We start from the raw sequence: 26,047 nt of genomic DNA, 5'->3' as shown, positions 1-26,047 counted from the left end.
TGGGACGGTCGCTCCTCGACGTTCCCACCTCGGTAGTCTCGTCCGATGGCCACCGCCGACCAGCTCGCCGTCATCGACGCCCTGCTCGCACGGCCGTTCCGGGCCGGGGACTCCGGCGAGGCGCACCTGTTCAGCGGGGCGGGTTACCACCTGTGCCACCTCCAGGCCAGCCGGGACTTCTGGGAAGACCGGGACGAGGAGGTCCGCGAGGCGGCCCAGCAGGAGATCGAGACCGCCTTCGGCCACCTGGCCGCCGCGTTGACCGCCCGGTGGGGCGGACCCGAGATCGTCCGGATCGACTGGGACGACGAGTCGGCGCCCGAACCGGTCTCCCGGCTCGGCATGCTCACCGGCGAGGTCCAGGTCTGGCGGCGGCCGGAGGTCGACCGGTGGGTGGGACTCGCGATCGGCCAGGCCGACAACGAGTACCCGATCGAGCTGCTCGTTACGGTCGCCGAGTTGTCGACCCTGCCGTCGGCCCACCGGAACTGAACGCTCGCCGGTCCGCATACCCTCGGTCTCACCCCGGTCCGGGGAAGTCGTCCGGCGGATAGACCACCGACCACGGGCGCGGCTGGCCGGTACCCAGCACGATCGGGACGGCCGGGGCCGGGCCCGCCAGGATCTCGGCGGCGACCTGGGCGAAGGTCGACGCGGCCGGATGCGCCGACCGGTCCGGCCAGACCCCGGAGGTGCGGCGGCGCAGCACCGGCTCGGTCAGCGGCCGCCAGGCGACTCGGGGCTCCCGGCGGGCCGTCGACTCCGGCTCGAACGCCACGCACCCGCGAGCGAGCACCAGGCCGAGCAGGAACTCCGGGTTGCCGGCGTGCCGGATCCGCCGGGGTGTGAAGCCGTGCCGGCGGCAGAGGTCGAGGACCCGGTCGTGCCAGTCCGGCGCGGTGGCCCGAGGAAAGATCGCCAGGTCGTGCCCGGCGAGGTCGGCGAGCGCGACCTCCCGCAACTGGGCCAGCGGCGAGGCGCGCGGCAGTAGCACCCCCAACCGGACCTCGACGGCCGGTCCGGCCCGCAGCGCCTCGGCCCGGACCGGGTGGTGCACCAGCCCCACGTCGAGGCGGGCCTCGGCGAGCATCCGGAGCTGCTCCGCGCTGGTCAACTCCTGGAGGTCGACGTCCAGGCCGGGCGCCCGCGCCGCCATCCCGTGCAGCAGCGCCTGGAGCGTGACGGCCGGGGTCTCCGGCGGTACGCCCGCCCGCAACGTCCCGATCTCGCCGTCCCGGGCCTTGCGCATCACGATCCGGATGCGTTCCTCGGCGGCGAGCAGGGTTGGCGCCTCGGCCAGCAGGAGCTGCCCGGCGGTGGTCAGGCTGATCTGGCGCCGGGAGCGGTCGAAGAGCTGGACCCCGAGCTCCCGTTCCAGCCGCTGGATCGACTGGCTCAGCGGCGGCTGGGCGATGCCGAGGATCTCGGCGGCCCGACCGAAGTGCAGCTCCTCGGCCACCACCACGAACTGCCGAAGGTGCCGGGCCAGGTCCACCCGGACGATGATATGAGTTCGGATATCGGAGCCGCCCGCCGGCCGGCTATCGTCGCCAGGTGCCGACCGGACGTATCACCCGGATATTCGACGCTGTGGGGGTCGACGCCCGGCTGCACGTCACCGACATCGACAGCGGGGCCGAGCTGGGCATCGGCGCCGACGACCAGGTCGTGCTCGCCTCGATCTTCAAGATCCTGCTGGTCCTGGAGTTCGCCCGGCAGGCCGCCGCCGGGCAGCTCGACCCGACCGAGCGGGTGGTCGTACGCGCCGAGGACCGGTTGGGCGGCTGGGGTACGGCCGGCTGTGCCGACGACGTCGAGGTGTCGCTGCGGGACCTGGCGTACTTCGCCATCACGGTCACCGACAACAGCGCCGCCGACCTGCTGCTGCGCCGGGTCGGTCCGGACGTGCTGCCGCTGCTCGCCGCCGAGCTGGGATTGACCCGTACCCGGATCCTCGGTGGGCCCCGGCAACTGCTGGAGTCCATGTACGCCGACGTCGGCGCGCGGGACGACGCCGAGTTCGCGCAGATCTTCCCGCTGCTGCCGGAGGAGCGGATCCGGGCGATGCGGGTGCAGGACCCGGAGCGGACCACCTCCAGCACGGCCCGGGACGTCACCCGGCTGCTCGGACTGATCTGGCGGGACGAGGCGGCGCCGGCCCCGGCGGGTGCGCTGGTCCGGGAACTGATGGGCCGGCAGCTCTTCTGGACCCGGATCGCCTCCGGCTTCCCGCCCGGCGTACGGGTGGCGGCGAAGACCGGTACCCTGCCCGGCCTGCACGCCGAGGCCGGGGTCGCCGAGTACCCGGACGGCGGCCGGTACGCGATCGCGGTCTTCGCCCGGACCCGGCGGCTGGCCACCCGCCGGATCGACGTCGACCTGGCGATCGGCGAGGCGGCCCGGACCGCCGTCGAGTCCCTGCGCGCCCGCTGACCGCCGCCGCCCGCCTGGAGCTGGGCTGATATCCGAACGGATATCGAGCGCCCCGCCACCCGGGGCGGTGCCGGGGAGGTCAGGCCCGGAGGAAGCGGTCCACCGGGAGCGGCCGGTCGGCGATCCGGATGTCGCCGATCCACCCGTAGAAGCCCTGCCGCACGATCCGGTCGCGGTGTCCCGCCCCGACCAGCCACGGCTCGCCGGAGGTGGCCAGCCCGGACACCGGTACGGAGGGGTTTCGGAGCAGCCGCGCGCCCTCGACGTAGAGGGTGCTGAGCCGGCCGTCGTTCACCACCGCGACGTGGCACCACTCCCCGGCCGGCAGTTCGTGCCCCCAGTTGGCGACGATGCCGTCCAGGTCGACCGGGAAGACGGCCCACTTCAGCATCATCCCGGCGGAGAGCCCGAGCAGCGCGATCGGCTCCGCCGGGTCGGCCCCGGTCTTGCCGGCGTCCCGGCCGGCACCGAACCGGCTCAGGATGCCCATCCCGTCCGAGCCGCTCTCCCGGACGTCGGCCGGCAGCTTCACGAACGCCTCGACCGTGTAACCCTGCGCGAACGTCGCCGCGTTCAGCGGCGCGCTGTCGACGGTACGCAGGTAACCGCCCTGGGCTGGCTGACGGCCGCCGGAGAAGCCGCCGGAGAAGAAGAGGCTCGCGTGGGCCGGCTGGTCGTCGTGGTGTTCGGCCGACCAGCGCAGCGCCTCCGGCGGGCTGCCAGGCAGGCTGAGCCGGGTCAGGTGGTTGCCCCGGCCGGAGAGATCCTCGACCCGAAACCCGTCCGGCACCGTCTCGCCGTCCGGGCGCCCCTGGTCGAACCGCCAGTACGCGACGGTGCCGTCGCCGACCACGGCGGCCGGCCCGCGCGGCGGGCGCCGGGTGACCGGGGCGAAGCCGGCGAACCGGTCGGCGAAGTCGACCGCCAGGCTGAACCGGTTGGCCGGGTCGGTCAGCTCGACCTCCCGCCGGGCCAGCGCGTTGCGCCGCTCCGCCGGCTGGCCGAGGATCCACGGCGACAGCGTCTCGACGTCGATCGTGTTCCGGGCCAGGTCGAACGAGTACAGCCGGACCATCCCGCCGCCGCCGTAGTAGCGGTTCTGGTAGTTGGTGATGTGCACCTGCACGTCCCGGCCGGCGGCGTTGCGCAGCACCAGCCGGCCCGGCGGCCAGTAGTGCCCGTTGAGGGTGAGGAAGATCTGGTCGCTGCCACCGACCAGCCGGTCCCAGAGCCGCTGGCCGTGCTCGGAGAGCCAGGTCGCCCCGGTCGGGTCGGCGTCCGCCAGGTCGTGGGTGGTCAGGATGGCCGGGCTGGTCGGATGCGCCGCCAGCACCGACCTCGCCCAGTCGAGCGTGCCGTCCGACGGCCGCCAGTCCAGCGCCAGCAGCAGCCACTCGCGCCCGGCGGCGGAGAATACGTGGTACGTGTTGTAGCCGTCCGCCGTGGCCCCGCCGTACGTCGGCAGCCGGCGTACCCGGTGTGGCCCGAAGACCTCCAGGTAGGAGCTCGGTCCACGCTGGTCGGTGGTGGACGCGTCGATGTCGTGGTTGCCGGCCAGCACGCTGTACGGCACCCGGCGCCGGTCGAGGATCTCGAAGACCCGGCCCGCCTCGGCCAGCTCGGCGGCGGCCGCGTTCTCGACGATGTCCCCCAGGTGGGCGGTGAAGACGATGTTCCGCTCCGCCCGGTGCGCCACGATCCAGCGCAGTGTCGCCGCCAGCGGCGCGCTGTCGCCCCGGTCACCGTCGAAGAGATACTGGGTGTCCGGGATGACGGCGAGGGTGAACCGGGGCGAGTCGGGGTCGGTGTCCCGGTCGCCGTCGTCACCGATCCGCCGCCAGGCCAGCGTGGCGGCCGGCAGCAGAGCGCCGGTGGTGGCGCCGCTGACCAGCCCGGCCCCGACCAGTCCGGCGCCCTGGAGGAATCCGCGCCGGCTCGGGCTCTGTCGCATGATCGTCCTCCTCGGATACCGGGACGGTTTGCCGACAGTACGTGCCGGCCGGGCGAACACCGGTCAGGCCGGCGGGCAACAGCACCCGAACTCGGCGTGAAACCTCACCGGGCGACCGACCGCCGGCACAGCGTGCCGCTCGGTCTCGATGACGCTCCCGGGAACCGCACGCGCACGGCTCGGGCGATCGGCGGCGGGCAACCTTTCCGACCGCGCTGTCGTGAAGAGGGTGATCCGCTCGACCGGCGCCGGCCGGCCGTCGGGGTCGACCCCTTCCACAGGGGACAACGTCGGACAACGGAGGAACGCGCATGAGGTTGCCGAGAGGCTTCGGTGCCGGCCTGCTGGCCGTCACGGTGCTGGCGGCGGGAGTCGCCGTACCCGGGGACGGCCTGGCCGCCCCGCCGCCACCGACTGGGACACCCCGACCCGCCCCGGGCGGGGAGCGGACGGTCACCCTGGTCACCGGGGACCGGGTCACCGTGTACCCCGGCGGCCGGGTGTCCGTACGACCCGGATCCGGCCGGGCCGGCGTGCGGTTCGTGACCACCACCGACCGGGGTCGGGTGAGCGTACTGCCGAGCGACGCCGTACCGCTGCTGGCGGCCGGTCGGCTCGATCCACGGCTCTTCGAGGTGACCGGGCTGGTGGAGTCCGGATACGACCGGCGGAACCACCTGCCGCTGATCGTGACCGCCGCCCCGGACGCCTCGAACCGGCGCGGCGGTTCGGGAGGCGCCCCGGACGTCGGCGGCATCGCCGGGCTGGAGAAGGTACGCGACCTGCCGGTGGTCGGTGGCGTGGCGGTACGGCAGCCGCACGGTGGCGCGGCCGAGTCCTGGCGCGCGTTGGTCGGCGGTGGGGAGGCATCGGCGCGTACCCTCCGGAACGGCGTCGGGAAGATCTGGCTGGACGGGCTCCGCCAGCCGGCGCTCGATGTCAGCGTGCCCCGGGTCGGCGCCCCGGCGGCCTGGGCCGCCGGGTTCCGCGGCGCCGGCAGCACGGTCGCGGTGCTGGACAGCGGCATCGACGACAGCCACCCGGACCTGGAAGGCCAGGTGGTGGCGCGGCGCAACTTCACCGAGGGCTTCGAGCCCGACGCCGACCTCTCCGGCCACGGTACGCACGTGGCGGCGACGGTCGCCGGCACCGGTGCCGGCCGGTTCACCGGGGTGGCGCCCGGGGCGAAGCTGCTCGACGGCAAGGTCTGCGGGCTGCCGGGCTGCCCCGAGTCGTGGATCCTCGCCGGGATGGAATGGGCGGCGGCCGACCAGCGGGCGAAGGTGGTCAACCTGAGCCTCGGCGGCGAGGACGACCCGGCCGTGGTCGACCCGGTCGAGGCGGCGGTGCAGTCCCTCAGCGAGCAGTACGGGACGCTCTTCGTGGTCTCGGCCGGCAACACCGACGGTGGGGTGGTCGAGGGGGCGATCTCGTCACCCGGCACCGCCGAGGCGGCCCTGACGGTCGGCGCGGTGGACGACGCGGACGCGGTGGCGGACTTCTCCCGGCGCGGGCCGAACGCGCCGGACGACGGGCTGAAGCCGGAGATCACCGCGCCCGGGGTGGGCATCGAGGCGGCTCGGGGCCGGGACGCGGCCGACGTGCCCGGCGCACCCGGCGACGGCTACACGACCCTCTCCGGCACGTCGATGGCCGCACCGCACGTGGCCGGGGCCGCCGCGATCCTGGCCCAGCGGCATCCGGACTGGTCCGGCCAGCAGCTCAAGGCGGCACTGATGGCCTCGGCCACCCCGAACCCCGACCACGGCGTGTACGCCCAGGGCGCCGGGCGGCTCGACCTGGCCCGGGCGGTCCGGCAGCCGGTGACGGCCGCGCCCGGCGGGATCGGCTTCGCCCGGCAGGCGTGGCCGCACTCCGACGACCCGGTGCAGGTGAAGGACCTCAGCTACACCAACTCCGGCTCGGCCCCGGTGACCCTGACGCTGGCGACCGAGACGTACGGTCCGGACGGCACCCCGCTGCCGGCCGGGACCTTCACCGTGGACCCGCCGTCGGTACTGGTACCGGCCGGCGGCACGGCGACGGTGCGGGTCAGTGCCGATACCCGGGTCCCCGGGCCGGACGGCCACCTGGGCGGCTGGCTGACCGCGACCGCCGGTGACCTGGTGGTGCGTACCCCGGTCGCGGTGCACCGGGAGGTCGAGAGTTACGACGTGACGCTGACCCACCTGGACCGGGCCGGCGCCGCGTCGTCGTCGTTCAGCACCCAACTGACCAAGCGGGACAGTGCGACGGTGCAGTTCGGCTGGCGGGGCGACGACGACGGGGACGGTGTGGTGACCGTCCGGGTGCCGGCCGGCCACTACACGCTGGCCGGCATGGTGCAGACCCCGCTGGGCCCGGGTGGTGGCGACGCCGACGGAGACGGCAAGCCCGACCCGGTACCGACCTCGGCCGCCCTGCTCGCCCAGCCCGATCTCGTCGTCGACCGGCCGCGTGCGGTCACCCTCGACGCCCGGCTGGCCCGGCCGGTGTCGGTGACCGTGCCGCGCCCGTCCGCCCGGCAGGTCACCGCCGAGGTGGCGGCGTACACCGAGCGGCCGGGTGGGACGGCCGGGGTGGTGGTGCTGGGTGAATCGTTCGCCAACCTGTTCACCGGGCGGATCGGGCCGGACACCACGACCGACCGGTTCACCTCGATCGTCGCCGGCCAGTGGGCCCAGGCCGACGCGGCGGGCGGCACCGACGACAGCCCGTACCTCTACTCGCTCTTCTATCCCGTCCGGGGCCGGATGACGCACGGCTACCAGCGCGCTGTCGCCGACCGCGAACTGGCCGAGGTATGCGCCGACTTCGCCCGGTCCGGCGCGGCGACGATCGGCACGAAACGGGTACGCAACGGGCTGGCCGATCTCGGCGTCGGCAACTTCGGGCCGGATCTGCGGTTCCGGCTGCCGTTCCGGCGTACCGAGTACTACAACACGGATCCGGGGGTGGAGGTCGGGGGCGACTTCCTCGAATGGGTGGCCGACGAGCCGGTCTCCCGGGTGACGACGGTGACGGAGACGGCGTACCAGGCCGGGCGGACGTACGTCGAGCGGTGGAACCGGGCCGTGTTCGGGCCGGTGCTGCCGCCCACCGACGGCGAGTGGCCCGGAGTGAGTCGGCTCGGGAACACCATCACGGTCGGCGTGCCGCTGCACGGCGACGGGGCCGGACGGCCCGGGGACAGCACCCTGGCCGGTGGCGAGGTGGCCCTGTTCAGCGGCGGTGAGCGGGTCGGCGGCGTACCGGACGGGCCATGGGGCAGCATCGAGGCGCCGGCCGGCGACGGGGCGTACCGGCTGGAGGTGCGGGCCGAGCGGGCCGAGCCGTTCGCGCTGTCGACCCGGACCGAGCTGGCCTGGACCTTCCGCTCCGGGACCGTCGCCGGGACGGCTCCGGAGTCGCTGCCGGTCTGGGTGGTCCGGTTCGCGCCCGAGCTGGACGCACAGAACTCGGCACCGGCGGGTCGGCTGCACGCCGTACCGGTGGTGGTGGCGGCACAGCCGGGGGCGCGGGTCGGCACGCTGGTCCGGCGTACCGTCGAGGTGTCGTTCGACGACGGCGCGAGCTGGCGGCCGGCGACGGTGCAGGACGGCGCGGCGCAGGTGCGGACGCCGGCCGGCAGCGGATACGTCTCGCTGCGGGCCAGCGCCGCCGACAGCGCCGGCAACGCGGTGACCCAGACGATCATCCGCGCCTACCGGTACGCCCCGACCCGGTAACCGGCCCGATGACGGTCGGCCTCGCCGCATCCCTCGGAGGGGCTGCGGCGGGGCCGATCCGATGGTGGCGACGCCCTGCCGGGCGGTCTTGGTGGGTCAGGTGGAACCTGACCCGGCGGGACGGTCGTCGGTGTGATGGTGGTGGACCGAGGAGCTGACCCGGCCGCTTCGGGCCAGCGGCTTGGTGCCGAGGTGCGGGTCGAACATCGCAAGGTGGTCGTCGCGCGGCAGCGGCCCGCCACGCCAGAGCCGGGGCGAACTGACGCCGTACTCGAACAGCGCGGCGTAGCAGAGGAAGACCAGGGCGAGCACGATCAGGACTATCTCCGCAGCGGTGAGGAGCAGCGGCCACAGTGGGCTGTCGGCCTCGACCACCGCGTCGATGCCGATGCCGTAGACCAGGGCGGCGGCGGCCAGCAGGGCGGCACCGAGACCGTACGCGGCGAAGCGACGCCGCCGGGTCAGTGAGGTGGAGTAGACGGTGAAGGGCACCGTCTGCCCGCAGTGGCCGCACTGGATTCGCTGCTCAGCCTTACCGTGTGCGGGACGTTTGGCGGTCCGCGCCGTTTCGCAGTACTGGATGCTGAAGGCGCCACCGCCGGAGGCCAGATCGAGGACGTGCCCCGCTTCGAGCCGTATCCGATCTCGGACGCGCCAGAACGCCACTCGATCCTCCCGCAGAGGTCAGACATCCATGTACGGCTATCCTGGCACATTTCGGCATGGATGCCCTGTGGCGCCGGACACGACGGAATTGGCGGTATCTGGTGCTGGGCGGTGTGATTCGATGTGGATGAAGCGCGCCGGTGCCACGCTCCCCCGGCTCGACCTGCCGTGGCCGGACCGGAGTCGGGTGACCGCGCCCGGCCGGCGACGCCGCTGCTAGCGATAGCCGCCCGGCGGTGACGGCGGTTCCTGGCCGGGCAGCGGGCCGATGTACGGGTCGACCGGCGGCGGCAGGTCGGGATCGAGCGGCGGGCTGGCGTACGGGTCGACGGGTGGCGGCAGGTGCGGGTCCGTCGACTGGTGCGGGTACGACCCGGTGGGCGAACCGGAGGTCGGCTGGTAGGGCTCAGTGACGGACCTCGACCTGGTGGTGGTCGGCGGCGCACGCCTCGATGGATCCTCCGAGAGGGCACCCTAGTAGAGGCGGCGGACACGGCGGGGACACGTCGCCGGGCTGTGAGGTGGTGGCCCGACGCTCGGGCGCCCAGGTCGGGCGTGGTCAGTCGGCGCAGGGGTCCCGGGTGGTTGACGAACCGGTCGCAGCGTCGGCTGCCGGGGCCGGCGCGGGGTTCGCCGATCGCGGCGTCACACCAGATCCGGGTACGCGTCGACTGCTCGTCCTCCGCAGAGAGGGTCGCTTCGCCGAAGTCGAGTACGGGCACATGGGCGAGTGAGGCGCGTAGCGCGGTGAGTAGGTCGACGGCCGCCTGGTGGCTGGTGAGGGTGGTGGGTAGGTGGATCACCCAGTGTGGGGCGCTCACCAGTGGCCGCCGTTGCGGGGTTGCTGGTCCTGGCCGGTGTTGTCGACGGGCCGACGGATGCCGGAGGTGAGTCGGGGGTGTCGTGGGGGTCCGGGGTCGGCGGGTGGGTCGGCGAATTTGCAGCCGATGTGTCGGGACTGCCACTGGCGTAGGCCCTGGCGGACGCGTTCTGCCTGGCTGCGGGCGGTGGTGGCTTCGCGTTCGAGGCGTTCGACCTCGTTGGCGACCAGGCGGAGGAATTCGTAGACCTCCTCCGGGTCGAGACCGCGCCAGCGGCGGCGCATCACGGCGGAGGCGACGCGGATGACGGCGGGGCGCAGACGTTCACCGGATCGGTAGATCATGCCCGTACCTGCGATGCCTGGTAGTGGGTGACGAGAGCGGTTACCTCGGCGGCGGTGAGACCGCGTTGGGCAAGGACCCGTTGGCCCCAGCGGTGTAGTCGGCACGGGTGTGGAGCACGGTCGTTGCGGCAGAGCAGTCCGGCGGGCCACCGCTCGGGGGCATGGACCGTGATCGCCCGTACCGCGAAGCCGACGTCCTCGGCGGTCACGTACGGCGGCAACGGCAGCTCGTCCAACAGTTCACCGGCCTGTCCCATTGACCCTCCCTCGCTCTGTCCCGTTGATGAGTTGGCGCCGAGGCGGGCGGGGACGACCGGTACGACCGCGCGTCGTACCGACCGGAGCCCAGCACCCGCCCCGGTCCACCACTTCACCTTTTCGATGAACGTGAGCAGGGACTACAGCGGTTTGGGAGCCCGATCGGCGCAAAACTGAGGCATATGGGTGTCTGCTCGATCGACGGAGTGTCACTAGAGTGGCGTGCGTATGGAGGGGGTTGCTGTGGCATTGAAACGACACCGGCTCTGCCAGCGCCGCAAGACGCTCGGGTACAGCCAGGAACGGCTGGCTGAACTCCTCGGGGTGGAGCGGTCGACCGTCGTACGGTGGGAGAGCGCCGAGACCGATCCGCAGCCCTGGCACCGGACGCGTATCGCCGAGGTGCTAAAGGTCACGCTGGACCAGCTCGACGACATGCTCTGCGATGTGATTACACCGATCCGACGGGGACAGACCATGGGAGACGACTCGCGTCATTCCTCCTCCTCGGCCGCCGTCCGAGCCGAGTTGCTTGGCGATCTCCGCGCCTTCCTGACCGACTATCTGCCCGCGACGCAGCCGGAGCGGCCCGTTCGCACCGTCACCGAGTTACGACGCGACGTTGCCCGCGTCCACGCCCTCTACCACCGAGCGAGCTACAGCACGGTTGCTCGTCTCCTGCCCGAGTTGCTCCGACACTCCACCGAGCTGACGAACAAGGGCTCGTGGCCGCAGCGCAGCAGCGCGTTCCGGCTGCTGGCCGCTGCCTACATCGCGGCCTCGAAGGTCGCCGTGAAAATCGGAGATGGCGACACAGCTTTGCTTGCCGCCGATCGGGCGGCTACCGCCGCACGAGTCGCCGATGACCTGGGGCTCACCTCCATCGCTGCCTACCAGGCTGCCTGCGCGCTACTTCGGCTGCCGGGGCGGATGGACGAAGCCGAGCGAGTGACTCAGGACAGCATCGAGCAATTGGCGCAGAACAGGCACAGCTCTGATCTCAATCTGCTCTCGGCCCACGGCGCCCTGCTGCTCCTGGCCGCCATCATCGCCGCACGGCAAGGGCAGACCCCGGCAGCGAATGCCCGGCTGACCGAGGGCAGAACCTTGGCCGCAGAGCTGAAGACGGATCAAAACCGGCTGTGGACGGGCTTCGGCCCGACCAACGTCCTGATCCACAGCGTTTCAGCAGCGGTGAAGGCCGGCAACGGCGCCCGAGCCATCGAGATCGGCACGAAGCTCGACACCTCGCGTCTGCCGTCCGCGCTCGTCGGCCGACGGGCTCAGGTGCACCTAGACCTGGCAGCGGCCACCGCCATGACGTCCGATGGCGGCTCGCTCGCGGTACTGCACCTGCTGGAGGCGGAACGAGTCGCCCCAGAGTCCGTACGCGTCAACGTGCAGGCCCGAGCCCTGCTGCTCGACCTCATGTCCAAAGAACGCCGCTCGGCCACACCCGGCCTCCGGCCGCTCGCCGAGCGAGCAGGCTTGCTGACATGAGTGAGCCACCAGTCCTCTACCTCGTAGTCTGCGCTGCTCCCCCAGTACTTCAGATTGACGAACTCATCGAACTGCTGATGGAGGACGGCTGGGCGGTTTGGGTCATCGCCACGCCAACAGCCGCAAGCTGGATCGATCAGGAGGCCCTAAGGCAGCAGACGGGTAACCCTGTTCGCTCTGAGCGCCGCAAACCTGACCAGCCGGATCTGCTGCCAAAGGCAGATGCGGTGCTGGTCGCCCCCGCCACCTTCAACACCATCAACAAGTGGGCGCTCGGTATCAACGACACCCTCGCCCTCGGCATCCTCAACGAGGTACTCGGCCTCGGGCTGCCGATCGTTGCCATGCCCTTTCTCAAAGAAGGACTAGCTAGACATCCCCGATACGCTCCCAGCCTGCAACTCCTCGGCTCCGCCGGCGTAACTTGGGTCTTGTCAGATACACCCCGGGCTGTCGACCGCAACGCTCAGCTCGATTGGTCGCTTATCGCTGCGCAGGTCCCGAAGCTGCCGACCAAGACACCTCGGACGGGATCTCGCCGACCAAGAGGTGAGAGGTGACGATGTCGGGCTTCGCTGCGTCGCTACCCCCTAGCCGGCAACTAGAGGGATGCCTTCCGCGACCAGCGGAGGTTCGCGTAGGTGACTCCTGCCAGACTAGGCTGGCGCCCGTGCGACGCCTACCCCCCGGACTATCCTCCTCAGCAACCATGCTCGTCCGCTGGGCGGACGAGCATGAGGGAAAGCCCATGGCCTCGAAGCTCGTCCCTGGGGCCACAACGGAGGAACGACGACGCCTGGCCGCCCTGGGAGCACTGGCAAAGGCTCTCGCGCCAGAAACTTACACGCACTGGCCACCGGCCCTAAAGTCCTGGATAGCGTGCGCAACGGATGAGCTAGACCAAGAGATGGTGCGCGAGGTCCACGATGCTCTCCGGGATCAAGAAAGAGATATCTTCGCAGATGTATATGAGCAACTAGTAAGTGGCGCAAATCGAAGATTTCTCGGAACCTTCTTTACTCCGCCCGCCATCGTGGCATACATGGTGGAGAAGTCAAAGAAGGTAATGAAGCATACGCCTACGCATATTATTGATCCAGGCGCTGGCGTCGGAGCATTCACCTTAGCAGCACAAACAGAGTGGTCTGCGTCCACCACCGTAGCGGTCGACATCAATGTCGTTACTCTAGGGTTACTCGCGGCCCGTGTAGATGCAAGCATTGCCCGGGGGAGCTCCCGCAAGAAGAAAGGCAAGGTCGATCTTGCCGTTGCGAACTATCTAAAATGGATTGATGAACACTGGCCAACGCTACAGGGACCTCGCTTAGTGCTAGGAAATCCACCCTACACAAGACATCAAGAGATGGAGGCAAAGGATAAACAACTTGCAAAAAGCGCGGCCGGAGACCTGATCACAAGTGGACTCGCAGGACTATCCGCATATTTCGTAGCGGCAACGCTCCGGTCGCTCGGAGCCGCCGACGCCATGTGCCTCCTCTTACCTGGATCGTGGTGTGAGACTAGATACGGCCGAGAGCTGCGCTCCTACATATGGAACTCTCGTAGGCGTCGAATCGAAATAGACCTCTTCCCAAGCCGGCTGGAGGTATTCCCAGGAACAAAGGTAACTGCAATGATCCTACTAGTCGGCCCAGAGAGAAAAACTCGGCAGCCATTCATCGCACGAGCAGTTGATCTGACCGGCTCCCCACAAAAGAATTCGGTGACCATTGACACTGAGGCACGTTTCGACAGGAACGCTCCCTGCCCGCCAACCTTCACTAAGCTACTCTACAGCCCACGACAACGACAACACATAGAGGATTCAATACCTCTAGGAACCGTCGCGCGCATCCGCCGTGGAGTAGCTACCGGCGCAAACAGCTACTTTTTCCTCACGGATGAGCGCCGATCCGAGTCGAGGTTGCCCGATAAGACGTTGCGACCGGCACTTGTCAAAGCGTCTCATTGTCCCGTTGACATCCTAACCGAACCAACTCATAGCCGCATTGGCCAAATGGGACTCCCTCGCTGGCTACTCGATCTAAATGGATCCGACGCAGCTCTCGGCGACCCCGCTTTAAGGGAGTTTCTCGCAGAGGGAAGGCGCCGGGGGGCTCACAATAGTCACCTGGCAAGACAGCGGAAGGAGTGGCACACCGTCGAAATTGTACATGCCCCAGACATATTTCTGGCTCCGGTCGGTAAGACTGCTCACCGTGTCATCCTCAACGAAGTTGGTGCCGTTGGCAGCAATAACCTCTACGGAATCTACCTGGACTCCCTCGCTCCCTGGACAGCTGCACAACTAACAAGCTGGCTGAGAAGCGAACATGGGCAGCAATGTTTGCGATTTATTGGCAGGGAGTATCAAGGCGGGTCAGTAAAGATCGAGCCGCGCGCGCTCCGGGCCCTCCCGGTTCCCCTAAATCTAGTAATATCTCCGATGTGAATTCAGATACGGCGAGCTGCATCCGGAAACTGAGGGAAGGTCGGGTACCATGGCTGGCTTCACCGTAGACACGCACCTTCTCCGCGAGCTAGGCGAGTTGCTAGTCGGACGCGAGAGCACAGCGGTTCTCGAGCTGATCAAGAATGCGTACGACGCCGACGCTTCAGAAGTCATTCTGGATGCGCACTCTCTGGGCACCGCCGCTGCTAGCATAAGGGTCGTCGACAATGGTCACGGGATGACGGCGGAGAGGTTCAGGTCCGCCTTCTTGCGAATCGCAGGGCGCGACAAGGAAGGGCAGCGACGCAGATCCCCCAGGTACCTCCGTAGATACACAGGCCAAAAAGGAATCGGAAGACTCGCAGCACACAAGCTCGCTGCGTATCTTCGCGTCGTCAGCATCCCGGACACCCTGAACCAAGACCAAAGTCTCTCGGCTTCCGGCGTTCGCGCGAGTATAGATTGGGATCTTATTGAGGCCCAGGATACATTAGACAACCTCCTTGAGGGGATTGACATAGAGGAGTTGCTGCCCTCTCAATCATCCCTAAACGCTGGAACAGTTATCGAGCTCGGCAGACTCCGATCCACATGGTCAGAACGCCAGCTGGCAGTATTCGTAGCGGAGTTGCAAACATCACAGCCACCACCAGCGTTAGCCGATCCAACTTGGCCGAACGGCCAGATTCAAGGCTCGCCTCTGATAACAAATCCTATAATTCGAGATGTAGTCAATCCCGATGACCCAGGATTCCAGGTTCACCTTACAGGTGACTTCGACATCGGTGAGGACTTATGGCTGAAAGCTGGTACCAACTTTGAGTGGCTTATAGAGATTGACGCACTCCAAGAGGTAGTCCAGTACCAGATTTCACCTCTGAAAGCCTACGCTCAAAGCGAGCCAGCTGCGCGTACATATTCGTTCGCAAAATCATCCCCAGCAACTAGGCGACCTCGCTTCCAAGCTCGCATTTTCACCGCCCCCAATTCGAGTTCCCGCCGAGGACCACTTGCAGGATTCGTGCGCGCCAACAGCGGCGTCCGAGTCTATCTAGAAGGCTTCAGGGTCTTGCCCTACGGAGAGTACGGCGACGACTGGCTAAGCATCGATCGCGAGTATCGAACAGGCCCCCGCTTCTACAAGATTGACATCGACCAGGCCAGCAGTGACCAACTTGAGCTCGATAAGCGCGAGGCACTTTCAGCTACTTCGAACCTCGGCTATTTTGGCGCCGTCTTCTTAACGGAAGACAATTCAAGCGGTCTTCGCAGTCTGGTTAACCGCGAAGGATTCGTTCCAGACTCTACCTACGAGACGCTAGTAGAATTGGTACAGACAGGAATCCGTCTCAGCGTACGTGTACGAAGGGCCGTATCTAATCAGGTTGCCGAAAGAGAACGTGCCCGGGAGGAAGAGTCGGTACGGGCTTCCGCCACGCAAGACGAAGCCAAGACGGGATGGACCTCAAACGGGCGCAGCGGAGGTGAGCCTCCCTCTGCGGAACAGTCTCCCCAAACATCAATCGCCGAGCCCTCCACTCCAGCGGGCAACTCAAGTACGCCTCCACCCGCACCCGCTAAAGCGCTCGACCCCGCGCTACTGACCCCGTCGACCAGGCAGGTGATTGAGACAGCTCGCACCACCGTCGAACGGCTACGTATTAGTACCCATCTACAGCCACCTCCGCAATCGCTTAGTCAACTTACTGCTGGATTCCGGGCGCTAGAGTTAGAGCTAGAACGCCTCAGGTCGATACAGCCGGACCTACGTGTACTTGCAAGTGTTGGGCTTCAATTAGGCGCCTTCATCCACGACGTCAACGGTATGCTCGGACAAGCACACACTGTCAAGGAGTTGCTTACACCGTTAGCAACAGATTCGGAGCTCGCTCCACGCCATGTGCAGAGGATTCGACGCGTCGTCCGTGCTCTCGACGATCTAACACATACCCTTGCCCGTCAGAGCAGCTACCTGACTGATGTTCTCATCGCTGACCCGAGGAGACGACGATCTAGAATCCCGGTAAGCGATCGACTTAAAGTGGTACGGCGCCTTCTGACAGATCAGGCGGTGCAGCGTCAGGTCGACATCACAGACGACCTGACAGAGGATGTGCGAACCCCGCCAATGTTTCCAGCGGAAGTCGGCATCTTGCTCACGAACCTCCTGACAAACGCTGTTAAGAATGCGGGCTCTCCGGGCCATGTCCACGTGAGCGGCACACGGCTCGGAGCCAAAGGCGTGACGCTCCTTGTGCACAACACTGGGGTGGCAGTCGATCTAGACGAAGCCGAGCGATGGTTCCAGCCATTCGAAAGTACAACGATTGAGGTCAACGAGGTTCTTGGGCAAGGCCTTGGTCTCGGTCTTCCGATCACGCGGGCACTTGTGGAAGACTACCGCGGCTCCATACAATTCGTTACACCACCCCCGGAATTTGCGACGTCGGTACGCGTAGACCTTCCAGACCCTCAGGAGCGACGATGAGTTCTGCGCCACCCCTCGGTTCTCTGGCAGACACCCCTCAACGCCGCCCCTTGGTAGTGATTGTTGATGATGAAGATCAAAGCTCGTTCGCGGAGCTGCTCCTCGACCAGGACGTTGACGCAGTCGCCGTATCACCGGATGAGCTAGAATTGGATCTTCTACGGCAAGCTACAACGGTAGTTCTAGATCAATATCTGGACAACTGGCCTGGACGTGACCAACCGAAGATCCCACTAACCCTCAGGGTTCCGGACGGACTTAGCCTAGCGTCGGTGTTGCGGTCGCATGTCGAAGGCAGCGGAGAACGCCAAGGGCCGCCGAGGGCTGGTGTTGCCTTCACCTTGCGGACAGGCGAGTTTGACAAGATCGGGGCTGGTCTCCCTACTGCCGCCCGAGAGTACCTCCTGGCAGGCCATTACAATCTTGAGTGGGTGTTTGACAAACGGCCAACGACTCTATCCAAGGAGGAGGCTTCCCCTGCGCAACGCATAGCGGCGCTCGCTAAGGCTGCGGCAGCACTACCAACTGAGTGGGGCGCAGGGTCTGGCGATCCCGGCGCAACATGGCTTCAACTTCCCACAAGTCCTTGGACAGATGACGCCCGGTGGCAGATTGAGCAGTGCAGGCCACCGCAGCATGTTGTGGCTCAAAGGACCGCCGGTCGCGCCTGGCTTCGGTGGTTTCTACAGAAGGCTCTACCATTCCCAACCTTCTTGATTGATCGCGCAAGGCTCGCAATCTCCCTTGGCCTCACCGTTGACTCTTTGGACAAGGTGCTGGCCAGCGAGAGTGAACTTAAGACGAGGTTGGACCGCGTACGCTACACTGGCCCATTGAGTAATTTCCTTGGCCCCCGATGGTGGCGGGCCGGCGTAACGTACGAGATTGAGGAATTTAGCGCCGACGACTCTCATGACGTTCAGTCAGTTGCCACCCTCGCTGCTAAGCTCCACGGCGGACCGTTGGACCAAGTTCCGGTCCCGGATCCTGTTGTTGGAATAAATTCTGACTACTCGGTGATCGATTTCCCGCTTAGCGCATCTGCTGCTGTCCGGCTTCAGCCTGACGACTGGCCCCCGTATGCCGACGAGCCGTGGGCGGCGCGCGATCTACTGGAAGAAGATTCCGACCCCGAGCTGCTAGCACTCGTGGTGTCCACCGACCGATGGAGATTACGAGGAGCGGGCTCCGATGATGGCGGCGAGCTCACTCAGAATAGTGAGTGGCCCGACTCATACAATCACACTGTTACCCGGACACCTGGCGCACAGGAGTAGGCCATCGTGGGTTCGAGAGCTGCTCGTCGCATCCCTTTACGCCTGAACCACAGTACACATTATGTCGCTGACACTGGGCCACTCCTCTGCTTTGGCTACTCGGAATTTCTTCGGAGCCAGATGAGGCACTGGTGTAGGAGCCGAACTCATTGGGTCCCGGCTGTACGAGAAGAGATCATTGTTCATGCGAAGCGACGCGATTCAGTCGGGGAAGCAGCGGCGGCATTCGATGGAACGGGCTCCTCGTGGTTGATCATTGGCCCTGAACTCACTGACTCCGACGCGCCGGCAATCGATGCACTGTTGGCGGAGCTGGCTCGTCTTGAGGCTGAGAGAGAAGCATTGACAGGAAAACCAGCGAAGACTCATCCGAAAGCTAATCTTGGCGAGGCTGCAAGCATTCTGCACGCAAAGGGCCGAGGCTACACCTTGCTCGCACACGACAACCTTGCGAAAAGGGTAGCTAGGGGCATTGGGGTTCCGGCTGGTACGGTGGTTGACGTTTCCCGATGGCTGGTAGCACAGGGTGTCCGCGCACACGACCTCGCTAACGCTTTACGCACCCTAACGCTTGTGGGAATCGATACCGGCGAACGCATCAATGGCGCCCTTGACCTTGTGCCTCGGCGGACATTTTGAGGCGCTACACGCGCACCATCGCATTTTCTCTACTCTGCCCGATCGGCTCGACGGGTTGGATGCCACTGATGGTTCGCGCACTACGGGAGTATTTTCCTTTGACCCCGTGCCTCGAGGGCCGAGCACACACCTATTATTAACCACTCGAGTGACACGGTAATGGTTCTAGGCACTATCGATGAATCGCTGATCCACGGGGTTTCGACGACCGGTTATTGGACTCAGAAGCACCAAGACTGACCACACAAGAGGTTGCCGGGGAAGATAATTGCCTGGATCAAATGCATCGATGGGCCCAAAGCTCCGCACGGACGGTCACCGCAGCGGCAACGATGGCGTCCAGCTTCCGTCGAGGACACTACTCTGAGTGTCCGGCGTAAGGCTCAGTCCTTATGGCCACGGTGTGCGACGACCGACGCCACCCTGCGCTAGGTGTTCCATTACTGCCTGATTCGCTTCCCAGCCGTCCGGGAACTTCACCGGTACGTTCAGGTGCACCGGCTCGGTCGACGGATGCGCGTCCAGCAACTCGCTGATCCCCGCCCGCGCCACCACCACACACGCGTGCCGATGCCGCGACACCAGCACGCACAACCGCCCCGCCTCCAGGTGGAACGCCGTCGCGTCCCGCCGCCCCGACAACGGATGCAGCACGATCACCACGTCGTACTCGCGTCCCTGCAACCGGTTCGCCGTGTCCACCGTGATGCCGGCCCCGGCCGCCCCGAGCCGCGCCCGGATCGCCGCCACCTGGTCCCGATGCGCCGCCCCGACCGCGATCCGGTCAGCGGTAACCGGCGCACCCCCAGGCGCCCGCTCCGACACCGCCACCGCCCCCCGCTCCAACACCCGCAACGCCAACCGCGCACAAGCCGCCGCCGCCTCCCCATCGGTCCGCAACGTGTGCCGCGCCGGCAGCTCGTACAACGCCCACCCGGTGGCCGCCGCCATCTCCAACGCCTCGTCCACCGCCCCACCGCCGAACCCCGCCGCAGCGAACGACAGCGACCGCTGGTCCGCCGTCGTCCCCGCCGAGAAGCCCGTGAACGGATAGAACGCCTCCGCCACCACCGGGGCCGCCGACGCCGGCAGCCGCCACGACACCGGCAACCGGTGTACCGGCAGCTCCGGGTTGTGCCGCAACAGTGCCGCCACCGCCGACTGCATCGGATCCCAGGTCAGTCCGGTCCAGCGCTCCGTCTCCACCGTCGAGAACGGATCCAACTGCCCCGGATCACCCACGAACAGCGCCCGGTCGAACCGCCCCGCCACCCGCAGCAGCGCGTCGGAGCGCATCTGGTACGCCTCGTCCACGATCGCCCACGGCCAGCGCCCCTCCGGCACCAGCGCCCACTTGGCGGCCGTACCGATGATCACGGACGACCCGCCCAGGTCCGCGACCTTCGCCGCGACCCGGACTGTCGAATAGTTCTTGATCCGGTCCGTCGCCGTGTATTCGTTTGCCGACAACCGCCCGATCGGCAGCTCCGGCTTGGCCTGCGCCAACCGGTCGATCAGATCATCGACCTGCTCATTGGTCTGCGCGATCACGATCAGCGGCTCGCCCGCCTCGGCCAGCTCCCCCGCCGCCCGCACCACCAGCGTCGACTTTCCCGCCCCCGGCGGCGAGTCGACCACCACCCCACGATGGTCCCCGCTGTGCAGGTCGGCCAGCACCTCCCCGATCACCCGCCGCGCCGCCTCACCCGGCGGCGGCACCAACCGCCCGGCCCCGCCACGGGGCATCAGCAAGCCAGAGGAACTCACGACCACTCCTCCCGAGCATCGTCGACACTCGGCTCCACCGGCTCCTCGTACGCCTGCGGGGGCCCGCCGTGCGTCCACGGCGTCTCCTCCCGGCTCGGGAACTCCCCCGGCGGCATGAACGAGTCCGACAACGTCGTGTAGCAGAGCCGGTCCCCCACCTCCGGCACGCTCCCCGGCGCCGGACTAAGCGACCGCCCCAACCCGCCCGACAGCTCCAGCACCACGTCCGTCCGGCCCGACGCCGGATCCGGCGCCACGTTGACCACCCGCGCCTTCTGCCCCGGCCGGCTCGGCGAGTGCAGCACCGCCCCCACCGTCACCTGCACCGGATCACTCGTCGTCACCTGGATCCGAGGCCGCAGCACCCGCCGCTTCCCGCTGTCGTCGATCCGGTGCGCGTCCGCCAGCGTCACCTCACCCACGAAAGCCTCCCCGGTCAGCCGGTAGTCGGCCATCACCAGCGGGTCGTCGTAGGCGCGCTGCACGGCGTACGACTGCAACGCCCGTTCGAGCCGGTGCAGTCGTTGCGCCGCGTTGACCGCCCCGTCCCGGCGCGGCTGCGGATAGCCGCCCCCGTCAACGTAGAGCGCGAAGTTGCTGAAGACGTCCCGGTCCTCGGCCCAGCGCCCGTCCACCCGCGATCCGACCGGCAGTTCCCGGAGCAGCGCGACGCCCCGCCACATCAGCTCCCAGGTCGGCGTGAGCTGGGACCGCACGGCTTCTTCGAGTACGCCCCGAGCCCGCCCTCGCCGCAGCTCGTCTCCGCTCGCCACCGCCTCCTCGTAGGCGGCCATCGCCGGCGCCAGGACCTCGTTGTCGAAGGTCGGATCCGTCGCCGGGCCGGCCGGCGGCCAGCGCAGCGGATCCTCGGCCACCACCGCCGCGTCCGCCCCACTCAGCCCGTCCTCCGGGTCGATCCAGGCCAGCAGCGCCGCCAGATGCGCGTCCTCCAACGCGGACTGCCCGGTCGCCCAGTGCAGCCCGAGCGCCTCGGTCATCGCCAGCAGCATCCCCGAGCCGGGGTGTTCGGCCCGGTCCGCCAGGAAGGTCAACCACTGCCCGAGCAACGGTACCGACGGATGCACCGGATAATCCCCGTCGGTACGCCGGAACCGCGTCGACCGCCCGAACAACCGGACGAACCCGATCCCCGCCGAGTTGGGCACCAGCATCTGCGGCGCGTCGACGTACCGGTAGCGGACCTCCTTGCCCCGGTTGGCCGTGACCGCCTCCGTGACACCGCGGAAGCTGTCCAGATAGGGCAGCAGCACTTCGGCGAGCTCGGCGGCGAAGCCGAACCGCTGGTCCCGGTTACGCGGCTGCGGCACCACCAGCAGTTTCGGGTCGGCCGGCGCGGTACCGACCAGCGCGGCCAGGGGCGCGTTCGCCTCGCCGGCCATGCTGAGCGGGATGAAGACCAGCGGCCGGTCCGCGACGTGCAGGTGGCGTACCGTCGTGATCCGCTGGGCGTGCCCGGCCGCCACCGCCTCGGCCCTGGCCAGCGCGGTCAACGTGCTCACGCCACCGCCTCGGCACCCGTCACCGGCCCGGCAACCGCTGTCACCCGAGCGTCCGCCGCCAGCCGAGCGCCAGGGACCAGGCAGGTGCCCCGGTTGTGCACCCAGCTCGACAGTCTGCGCCCGAGGATGTCCGACCCGGCGGACCCGAGCAACAGCTCCAACCCGGCAGAGCTGGACAACAGCTCCAACCCGGCAGGGCCGGGCGGCAGCGGCCGCAGCGTCATCCCGCCGCCCCAGCCGGCGCCAGCACCTCGGCGCGGAGCCGGGCAGCGTTCCGGAGCAGCGTCGCCGCCTCCTCCTGCTCCTCGGCCGGGGTCAGCTCACCCTTCGCCAGCCCGAGCGCGGTCTCGACCCGTTCGATCCCGCCCAACTCCTCCCGGGCCGAGGTGCCGAGCGCGGCGGTGCAGCCGCGCGCCTCGGCCCGGCAGAAGTAGGCCAGCTCGCAGACCGACAGGCAGTCCGGGGCGTACCGGGCGTCGATGGTGTGCAGCGCGTCGACCAGCGCCTCCGGGGCCCGGGTCGGCACCCCGTCGGCGTCCGGCGCCAGGTCGAAACTCAGGTTCGGCGGCAGGGCGGCCAGCATCGCCTCGACCTTCGTCATCCGGCCGAGCTGCCGCCGCAGCACGGCCAACTGCTTGCGTACGTCGACCAGCACCGCCGTGGGCTGGTTGGAGAAGTCGCGCGGGCAGACGAGCACGACATCGTGCGCCACGATCTCGGGGTCGTGCCCGGCCTCGGCCAGCATCTGGCGCATCGCCAGCACATAGACGGCGGACTGGATCGCCGCCGCCGAGACCTTGCCCGGGTCGGCCTGCCCGTCCACCACCGCGAACGACTTGATCTCGACGACGTGGAAGCGCCCCTCGTGCTGGAATGCGATCAGGTCCGGTTCGAGATAGACCCGCTGGCCGGCCACGTCCAGTGCGAGCAGCGGGTGGTCGAAGAGCGTGCCGGCGCCGTCCTCCCCGGCGGCGGCCCGGAGCAGCAGGGCGCGGGAGCGGGCGTACCGGACCTCCGGGGTCTCCTTCTCCCGCCCGGTCACCGTCTCCAGGTCGTCGTACGCCACCTCGGGGATCGGCAGCCCGAGCCGTTCCCGGAGCAGTTTCACCAGCTCGGCGGCGCCGCTCGCCTTCACCTGCACCTCGAACGCGTTGCCCCGGGCGATGGCGAACCCGGACTGCCCGAACCGGGCCGGAAAGTCGATATACGCCGCAAGCCGCTGCTTGTCCACCCCGGCCGTGTCCAGCACCGCCCGCCGGGTACACCCGGGATTGCGGGTCAGCGCGGCGATGGTACGGGCGTTGTGCCGCTTCGGCTTGGCACCGCCCCGGATCGCGGCCAGCCGCTCGGCGGTGCTCCTGCCGGTGCCCATGCTGATGCTCGTCATGCCGTCTTCTCCTGGACCGTCGGGTTGTCCCGCGGCATCGTCCCGCCCCGCCGGGTCAGGGTGCCCGGAAGGGTCCGCAGCGTGTTGCCGAAGAGCTGGTCGACCTGGTCGAGCTGCCGGCGAGCCCGCTCGGCCGCTGCCGCCCGGTGCGCCCGGTCGGCGTCCGCGTGCACTGCCCGCTCCGCCTCGGCGGCCCTGATCACGGTCAGCGGGTCCACTGTGCCCCGCTGGCCGGCGACGCCGAGCGCACCGGGGATGTTGCTGGCGAACCGCCACACCAGCCGGGCCAGGGCGGCGTTGCGGGCCGGCACCGTACCGGCCCGTTCGGCGACCCGGACGGCGGCGGTGAGGAAGTCGACCCGGGGGCTGAGCGGGCCGACGATCCGCCGCTCCAGCGGCCAGGTGGAGACCGCGACCAGGCCGCGCGCCGGTGCCAGGTGCTCGGCGGTCAGCGCCGCGCAGAGATAGTACGGCCGCGAGTACGGCGCCGAGGAGAACGAGCGCTTCTCATCCCGGCGCAGGTGGGTGAGCTTGCCGGCGGCCAGCGCACCGGCCGCCGCCGTGCCGAAGAACGCGGCGTGCACCTCGGCGACCAGCTTCGGCGCCGCCGGCACCGAGAGCAGGGTGAGGGCGTGGTGCACCTGGTCGCGTACCGGAAGAAGCGAACCGCCGGACGACCGGCCGGCAGCGGCGGGTGGCGCGTCACCGGTATCTCCGGCCTGCTCGGCCAGCTCGGTGATGGCCGCTTCCCACTCCTGCTCGGCGGCCCGCAGCTCAGCGCGGAGTCCCTTCGCACGGGCCGTGTCCCGGGCCACCACCGAGCGGCGGATCTCGGCCCGGAGGGCGTCGATCCTGCGCTCCAGCGCTTCCACGGACCCGGCCACGAGCCGGAGGGTACAAGTTCCAGTGTTCTCCAGCAATCACCCGGATCTCGTGTCGCCGACGAACACCGGGACGCGCCGCCCCACCACTGCCCCCGAGCACCGCGCACAAAGCGCCTGGGACCGGCTGGCGGCCCGGACGAGCCGGGCACAGGTCGGAGCCACCAGCCGGGGACCCATTGGGGCACCGTGCCCCGAAATCCTTTTCGGCAATCTAGTCACATCAGGACAGGCACGTCAAGACGACGGTCTATGCATCGAGTCTCGGACGCCCTCTGTTCCGAAATTCTTTTCGAAAGCCTTTCGGTTACCCGGTCCGCAGTCAGGCGGCCGGCTCGCCGGACGGTACGGCCAGCTGCGCACCGAGTGGCACCGGCGTGCCGAAGTTGGGTGTGCCGTCGGCGTTCCAGGTGAACTTCTGGGCGCGCGTGGAGCGGTTCATGTCGCAGCCGCCGTTGGCCGAGCTGTTGGCGTGGTAGACGATCCAGTCCTCGGTGCCGTCGGGCGACGTGAAGAAGCCGTTGTGGCCCGGCCCGTACACGCCGTTGGCGTTGCTGCGCTGGAACACCGGCTGCGGCGACTTCACCCACGACGACGAGTTGAGCGGATCGCCACCGTTGTAGGTGAGCATGCCCAGCTTGTAGTCCGGGGTGGAGCAGTGGCTGGCCGAGTAGACGATGAACGTCCGGCCGTTGCGCTGCAACACCTCCGCACCCTCGTTCACCGCACCACCGACCGTCTCCCAGCTGTAGGTCGGCGTGGACAGGATCCGTCGGGTACCACTGGCGGTCCACGGGTTGGACAGCGGCCGGATGAACATCGGCTGCGACCCGTTGTAGAACGTCCCGAGCAGGTACAGATTGCCGTTGAGTTGCAGGATGCCGGGGTCCAGCTCCCAGGTGTTGTCCGCGGTCGGGTCGAGCAGGTCCGCCTTGAACGTGTACGGCCCCATCGGATCCAACCCCGCGCTCTCCAGCACGTGAATCCGCTGGCTGCCCAGGTCGAAGGGCTCGCGGCCGGCGGTGTAGTAGAAGTACCAGCGCCGCCCGTTCGGCCCGTCCAGCAGGTGGAACTCCGGCGCCCACATCGTGCCGGCACCGTTCGGGCGGGTCAGCGTGAACAGCAGCGTGTCCGGCGCGGTGGCCAGGCCGCCCAGCGTGCGCGAGCGGCGCATCGTGATCGTGTTGTTCCAGGTCGTCGTGGCCAGGTAGTAGTACCCGTTGTAGTACGTCAGCCACGGATCCGGGCCGCGCGTCTTCAGCGGGTTCGTGAAGGTGGTACGCGGCGGTGCGGTGGTCGGCGGCGCGGTCGTCGGCGCGCCGGTCGTCGGCACCGCGCTCGTCGGGGCGGTCGCCCCGGTGCAGGCGACGCCGTTGAGCGCAAGGTTGGTCGGCGCCGGGTTGGTCGAGTTGTTCCACGACGCGTTGAAGCCGATGCTGACCTGGGCGCCGGTGCCGAGCCCGGCGTTCCAGCTCTGGTTGCGGGCGGTCACCTGGGTCCCGCTCTGGCTGAAGACGGCGCTCCAGCCCTGGCTGACCTGCTGCCCGGCGGTGAACGACCAGGTCAGGGCCCAGCCGTCGAGCGGGTCACCGAGGTTGGTGAGGTCGACGGTGCCGGTGAACCCGCCGGGCCACTGTGACCCGATCCGGTAGGTCGCCGAGCATCCGGCGGCGGCGGAGGCCGCGGTGACGGCGGTGACGGCGCCGACCGATCCGACGACACAGACGGCCACGGCGGCGATGACAGAGCGCAATCGTGTGAGGCGCATGGGTGCTCCCGAGGGCAGGGGTCATAACGAAGACGGTCGCCCGGGAGCCGGCTTCATGCATCAACGTAGGTCAATCGCCTCCGTCACCGCAAGGCACCGCAAACGATTGAGATCCATCGCTTGACAGCTTCGGCGCGCCGCACCCAAGATGTGGTGGCTGGCCACTC

17 protein-coding genes and 1 pseudogene are annotated in these 26,047 nt (G+C 68.3%); 7 read left to right on the top strand and 11 right to left on the bottom strand.

Translation table 11 applies throughout. The features are described 5' to 3' along the window. Positions 1-45 precede the first annotated feature (45 nt). Positions 46-492 carry a hypothetical protein gene (locus ACSMXO_RS03475; protein WP_455416677.1) on the top strand — a complete coding sequence of 149 codons (447 nt, stop codon included), beginning with the start codon at positions 46-48 and terminating at the stop codon, positions 490-492. A 28-nt stretch (positions 493-520) separates the two neighbouring features. On the opposite strand, the gene ACSMXO_RS03470 is transcribed toward ACSMXO_RS03475, so the two are convergent. Beyond that, on the bottom strand, positions 521-1,495 hold the full coding sequence (locus ACSMXO_RS03470; RefSeq protein WP_455416676.1) for a LysR family transcriptional regulator: 975 nt from the start codon (positions 1,493-1,495) through the stop codon (positions 521-523). A gap of 59 nt (positions 1,496-1,554) precedes the next feature. Here ACSMXO_RS03470 and ACSMXO_RS03465 point away from each other — a divergent pair, with 59 nt between their 5' ends. Next, the gene (locus ACSMXO_RS03465; protein WP_346261010.1) at positions 1,555-2,433 is read left to right on the top strand and encodes a serine hydrolase; all 879 of its coding nucleotides are present in this window, start codon (positions 1,555-1,557) and stop codon (positions 2,431-2,433) included. Positions 2,434-2,512: 79 nt separating this feature from the next. On the opposite strand, the gene ACSMXO_RS03460 is transcribed toward ACSMXO_RS03465, so the two are convergent. Further along, a complete protein-coding gene (locus tag ACSMXO_RS03460; RefSeq protein ID WP_455416675.1) occupies positions 2,513-4,384 on the bottom strand; it encodes a LamG-like jellyroll fold domain-containing protein in 1,872 nt (623 codons plus the stop codon). A gap of 311 nt (positions 4,385-4,695) precedes the next feature. On the opposite strand from ACSMXO_RS03460, the gene ACSMXO_RS03455 reads away from it, so the two are divergent. Beyond that, a complete protein-coding gene (locus ACSMXO_RS03455) occupies positions 4,696-8,112 on the top strand; it encodes a S8 family serine peptidase (RefSeq protein WP_455416674.1) in 3,417 nt (1,138 codons plus the stop codon). Positions 8,113-8,208: 96 nt separating this feature from the next. Here ACSMXO_RS03455 and ACSMXO_RS03450 read toward each other — a convergent pair whose 3' ends face one another. The 3 genes and pseudogenes from ACSMXO_RS03450 to ACSMXO_RS03440 form a co-directional block, all read right to left on the bottom strand. After that, a complete protein-coding gene (locus ACSMXO_RS03450; RefSeq protein WP_455416673.1) occupies positions 8,209-8,778 on the bottom strand; it encodes a hypothetical protein in 570 nt (189 codons plus the stop codon). A gap of 940 nt (positions 8,779-9,718) precedes the next feature. After that, a pseudogene (locus ACSMXO_RS03445) lies at positions 9,719-9,943 on the bottom strand (DivIVA domain-containing protein); the annotation flags it as partial. Next, positions 9,940-10,200: a hypothetical protein gene (locus ACSMXO_RS03440; protein WP_455416672.1), complete on the bottom strand. Its 261-nt coding sequence runs from the start codon at positions 10,198-10,200 to the stop codon at positions 9,940-9,942. The gene ACSMXO_RS03440 and the pseudogene ACSMXO_RS03445, both read right to left, overlap by 4 nt. A 244-nt stretch (positions 10,201-10,444) precedes the next feature. Here ACSMXO_RS03440 and ACSMXO_RS03435 point away from each other — a divergent pair, with 244 nt between their 5' ends. The 4 genes from ACSMXO_RS03435 to ACSMXO_RS03420 all read left to right on the top strand — a co-directional run bounded on the left by ACSMXO_RS03435 (position 10,445) and on the right by ACSMXO_RS03420 (position 16,641). After that, complete coding sequence (locus ACSMXO_RS03435; RefSeq protein WP_455416671.1) at positions 10,445-11,701, top strand: helix-turn-helix transcriptional regulator; 1,257 nt, start codon at positions 10,445-10,447, stop codon at positions 11,699-11,701. Then, the gene (locus tag ACSMXO_RS03430; protein WP_455416670.1) at positions 11,698-12,261 is read left to right on the top strand and encodes a flavoprotein; all 564 of its coding nucleotides are present in this window, start codon (positions 11,698-11,700) and stop codon (positions 12,259-12,261) included. The genes ACSMXO_RS03435 and ACSMXO_RS03430 overlap by 4 nt, the downstream gene beginning before the upstream one ends. A 188-nt stretch (positions 12,262-12,449) precedes the next feature. Next, the gene (locus ACSMXO_RS03425; protein ID WP_455416669.1) at positions 12,450-14,153 is read left to right on the top strand and encodes an Eco57I restriction-modification methylase domain-containing protein; all 1,704 of its coding nucleotides are present in this window, start codon (positions 12,450-12,452) and stop codon (positions 14,151-14,153) included. Between the two features lie 49 nt (positions 14,154-14,202). Beyond that, positions 14,203-16,641, top strand: coding sequence for a sensor histidine kinase (locus ACSMXO_RS03420; protein WP_455416668.1), 2,439 nt, complete (start codon positions 14,203-14,205; stop codon positions 16,639-16,641). 2,306 nt (positions 16,642-18,947) lie between these two features. Here ACSMXO_RS03420 and ACSMXO_RS03415 read toward each other — a convergent pair. From ACSMXO_RS03415 to ACSMXO_RS03390, 6 genes are all read right to left on the bottom strand, one after another. After that, entirely contained in the window at positions 18,948-20,303 is a 1,356-nt protein-coding gene (locus ACSMXO_RS03415; RefSeq protein ID WP_455419158.1) for an AAA domain-containing protein, read from the bottom strand. Positions 20,304-20,320: 17 nt separating this feature from the next. Continuing rightward, the gene (locus ACSMXO_RS03410; protein ID WP_455416667.1) at positions 20,321-21,844 is read right to left on the bottom strand and encodes a hypothetical protein; all 1,524 of its coding nucleotides are present in this window, start codon (positions 21,842-21,844) and stop codon (positions 20,321-20,323) included. Then, entirely contained in the window at positions 21,841-22,068 is a 228-nt protein-coding gene (locus ACSMXO_RS03405; RefSeq protein WP_455416666.1) for a hypothetical protein, read from the bottom strand. Before ACSMXO_RS03405 ends, ACSMXO_RS03410 begins: the two co-directional genes overlap by 4 nt. Next, positions 22,065-23,231, bottom strand: a complete 1,167-nt coding sequence (locus tag ACSMXO_RS03400; RefSeq protein ID WP_346260997.1) for a hypothetical protein — start codon at positions 23,229-23,231, stop codon at positions 22,065-22,067. The genes ACSMXO_RS03405 and ACSMXO_RS03400 overlap by 4 nt, the downstream gene beginning before the upstream one ends. Beyond that, a complete protein-coding gene (locus ACSMXO_RS03395) occupies positions 23,228-24,115 on the bottom strand; it encodes a hypothetical protein (RefSeq protein ID WP_455416665.1) in 888 nt (295 codons plus the stop codon). The genes ACSMXO_RS03400 and ACSMXO_RS03395 overlap by 4 nt, the downstream gene beginning before the upstream one ends. A 319-nt stretch (positions 24,116-24,434) precedes the next feature. Beyond that, positions 24,435-25,880, bottom strand: coding sequence for a family 43 glycosylhydrolase (locus tag ACSMXO_RS03390; RefSeq protein ID WP_455416664.1), 1,446 nt, complete (start codon positions 25,878-25,880; stop codon positions 24,435-24,437). Positions 25,881-26,047 lie beyond the last annotated feature (167 nt).

This window comes from Plantactinospora sp. DSM 117369 (assembly GCF_053764795.1).
Note: the sequence above shows the minus strand (reverse complement) of the source record. Positions and strands in the feature narration are given on the sequence as shown.

What these genes read in the sequence shown, in the direction of transcription:
- ACSMXO_RS03430 (WP_455416670.1), top strand. Translation starts at nt 11,698, where the DNA reads ATGAGTGAGCCACCAGTCCTCTACCTCGTAGTCTGCGCTGCTCCCCCA.
- ACSMXO_RS03455 (WP_455416674.1), top strand. Translation starts at nt 4,696, where the DNA reads ATGAGGTTGCCGAGAGGCTTCGGTGCCGGCCTGCTGGCCGTCACGGTG.
- ACSMXO_RS03425 (WP_455416669.1), top strand. Translation starts at nt 12,450, where the DNA reads ATGGCCTCGAAGCTCGTCCCTGGGGCCACAACGGAGGAACGACGACGC.
- ACSMXO_RS03390 (WP_455416664.1), bottom strand. Translation starts at nt 25,880, where the DNA reads ATGCGCCTCACACGATTGCGCTCTGTCATCGCCGCCGTGGCCGTCTGT.
- ACSMXO_RS03400 (WP_346260997.1), bottom strand. Translation starts at nt 23,231, where the DNA reads ATGACGAGCATCAGCATGGGCACCGGCAGGAGCACCGCCGAGCGGCTG.
- ACSMXO_RS03475 (WP_455416677.1), top strand. Translation starts at nt 46, where the DNA reads ATGGCCACCGCCGACCAGCTCGCCGTCATCGACGCCCTGCTCGCACGG.
- ACSMXO_RS03405 (WP_455416666.1), bottom strand. Translation starts at nt 22,068, where the DNA reads ATGACGCTGCGGCCGCTGCCGCCCGGCCCTGCCGGGTTGGAGCTGTTG.
- ACSMXO_RS03460 (WP_455416675.1), bottom strand. Translation starts at nt 4,384, where the DNA reads ATGCGACAGAGCCCGAGCCGGCGCGGATTCCTCCAGGGCGCCGGACTG.
- ACSMXO_RS03415 (WP_455419158.1), bottom strand. Translation starts at nt 20,303, where the DNA reads ATGCCCCGTGGCGGGGCCGGGCGGTTGGTGCCGCCGCCGGGTGAGGCG.
- ACSMXO_RS03420 (WP_455416668.1), top strand. Translation starts at nt 14,203, where the DNA reads ATGGCTGGCTTCACCGTAGACACGCACCTTCTCCGCGAGCTAGGCGAG.
- ACSMXO_RS03440 (WP_455416672.1), bottom strand. Translation starts at nt 10,200, where the DNA reads ATGGGACAGGCCGGTGAACTGTTGGACGAGCTGCCGTTGCCGCCGTAC.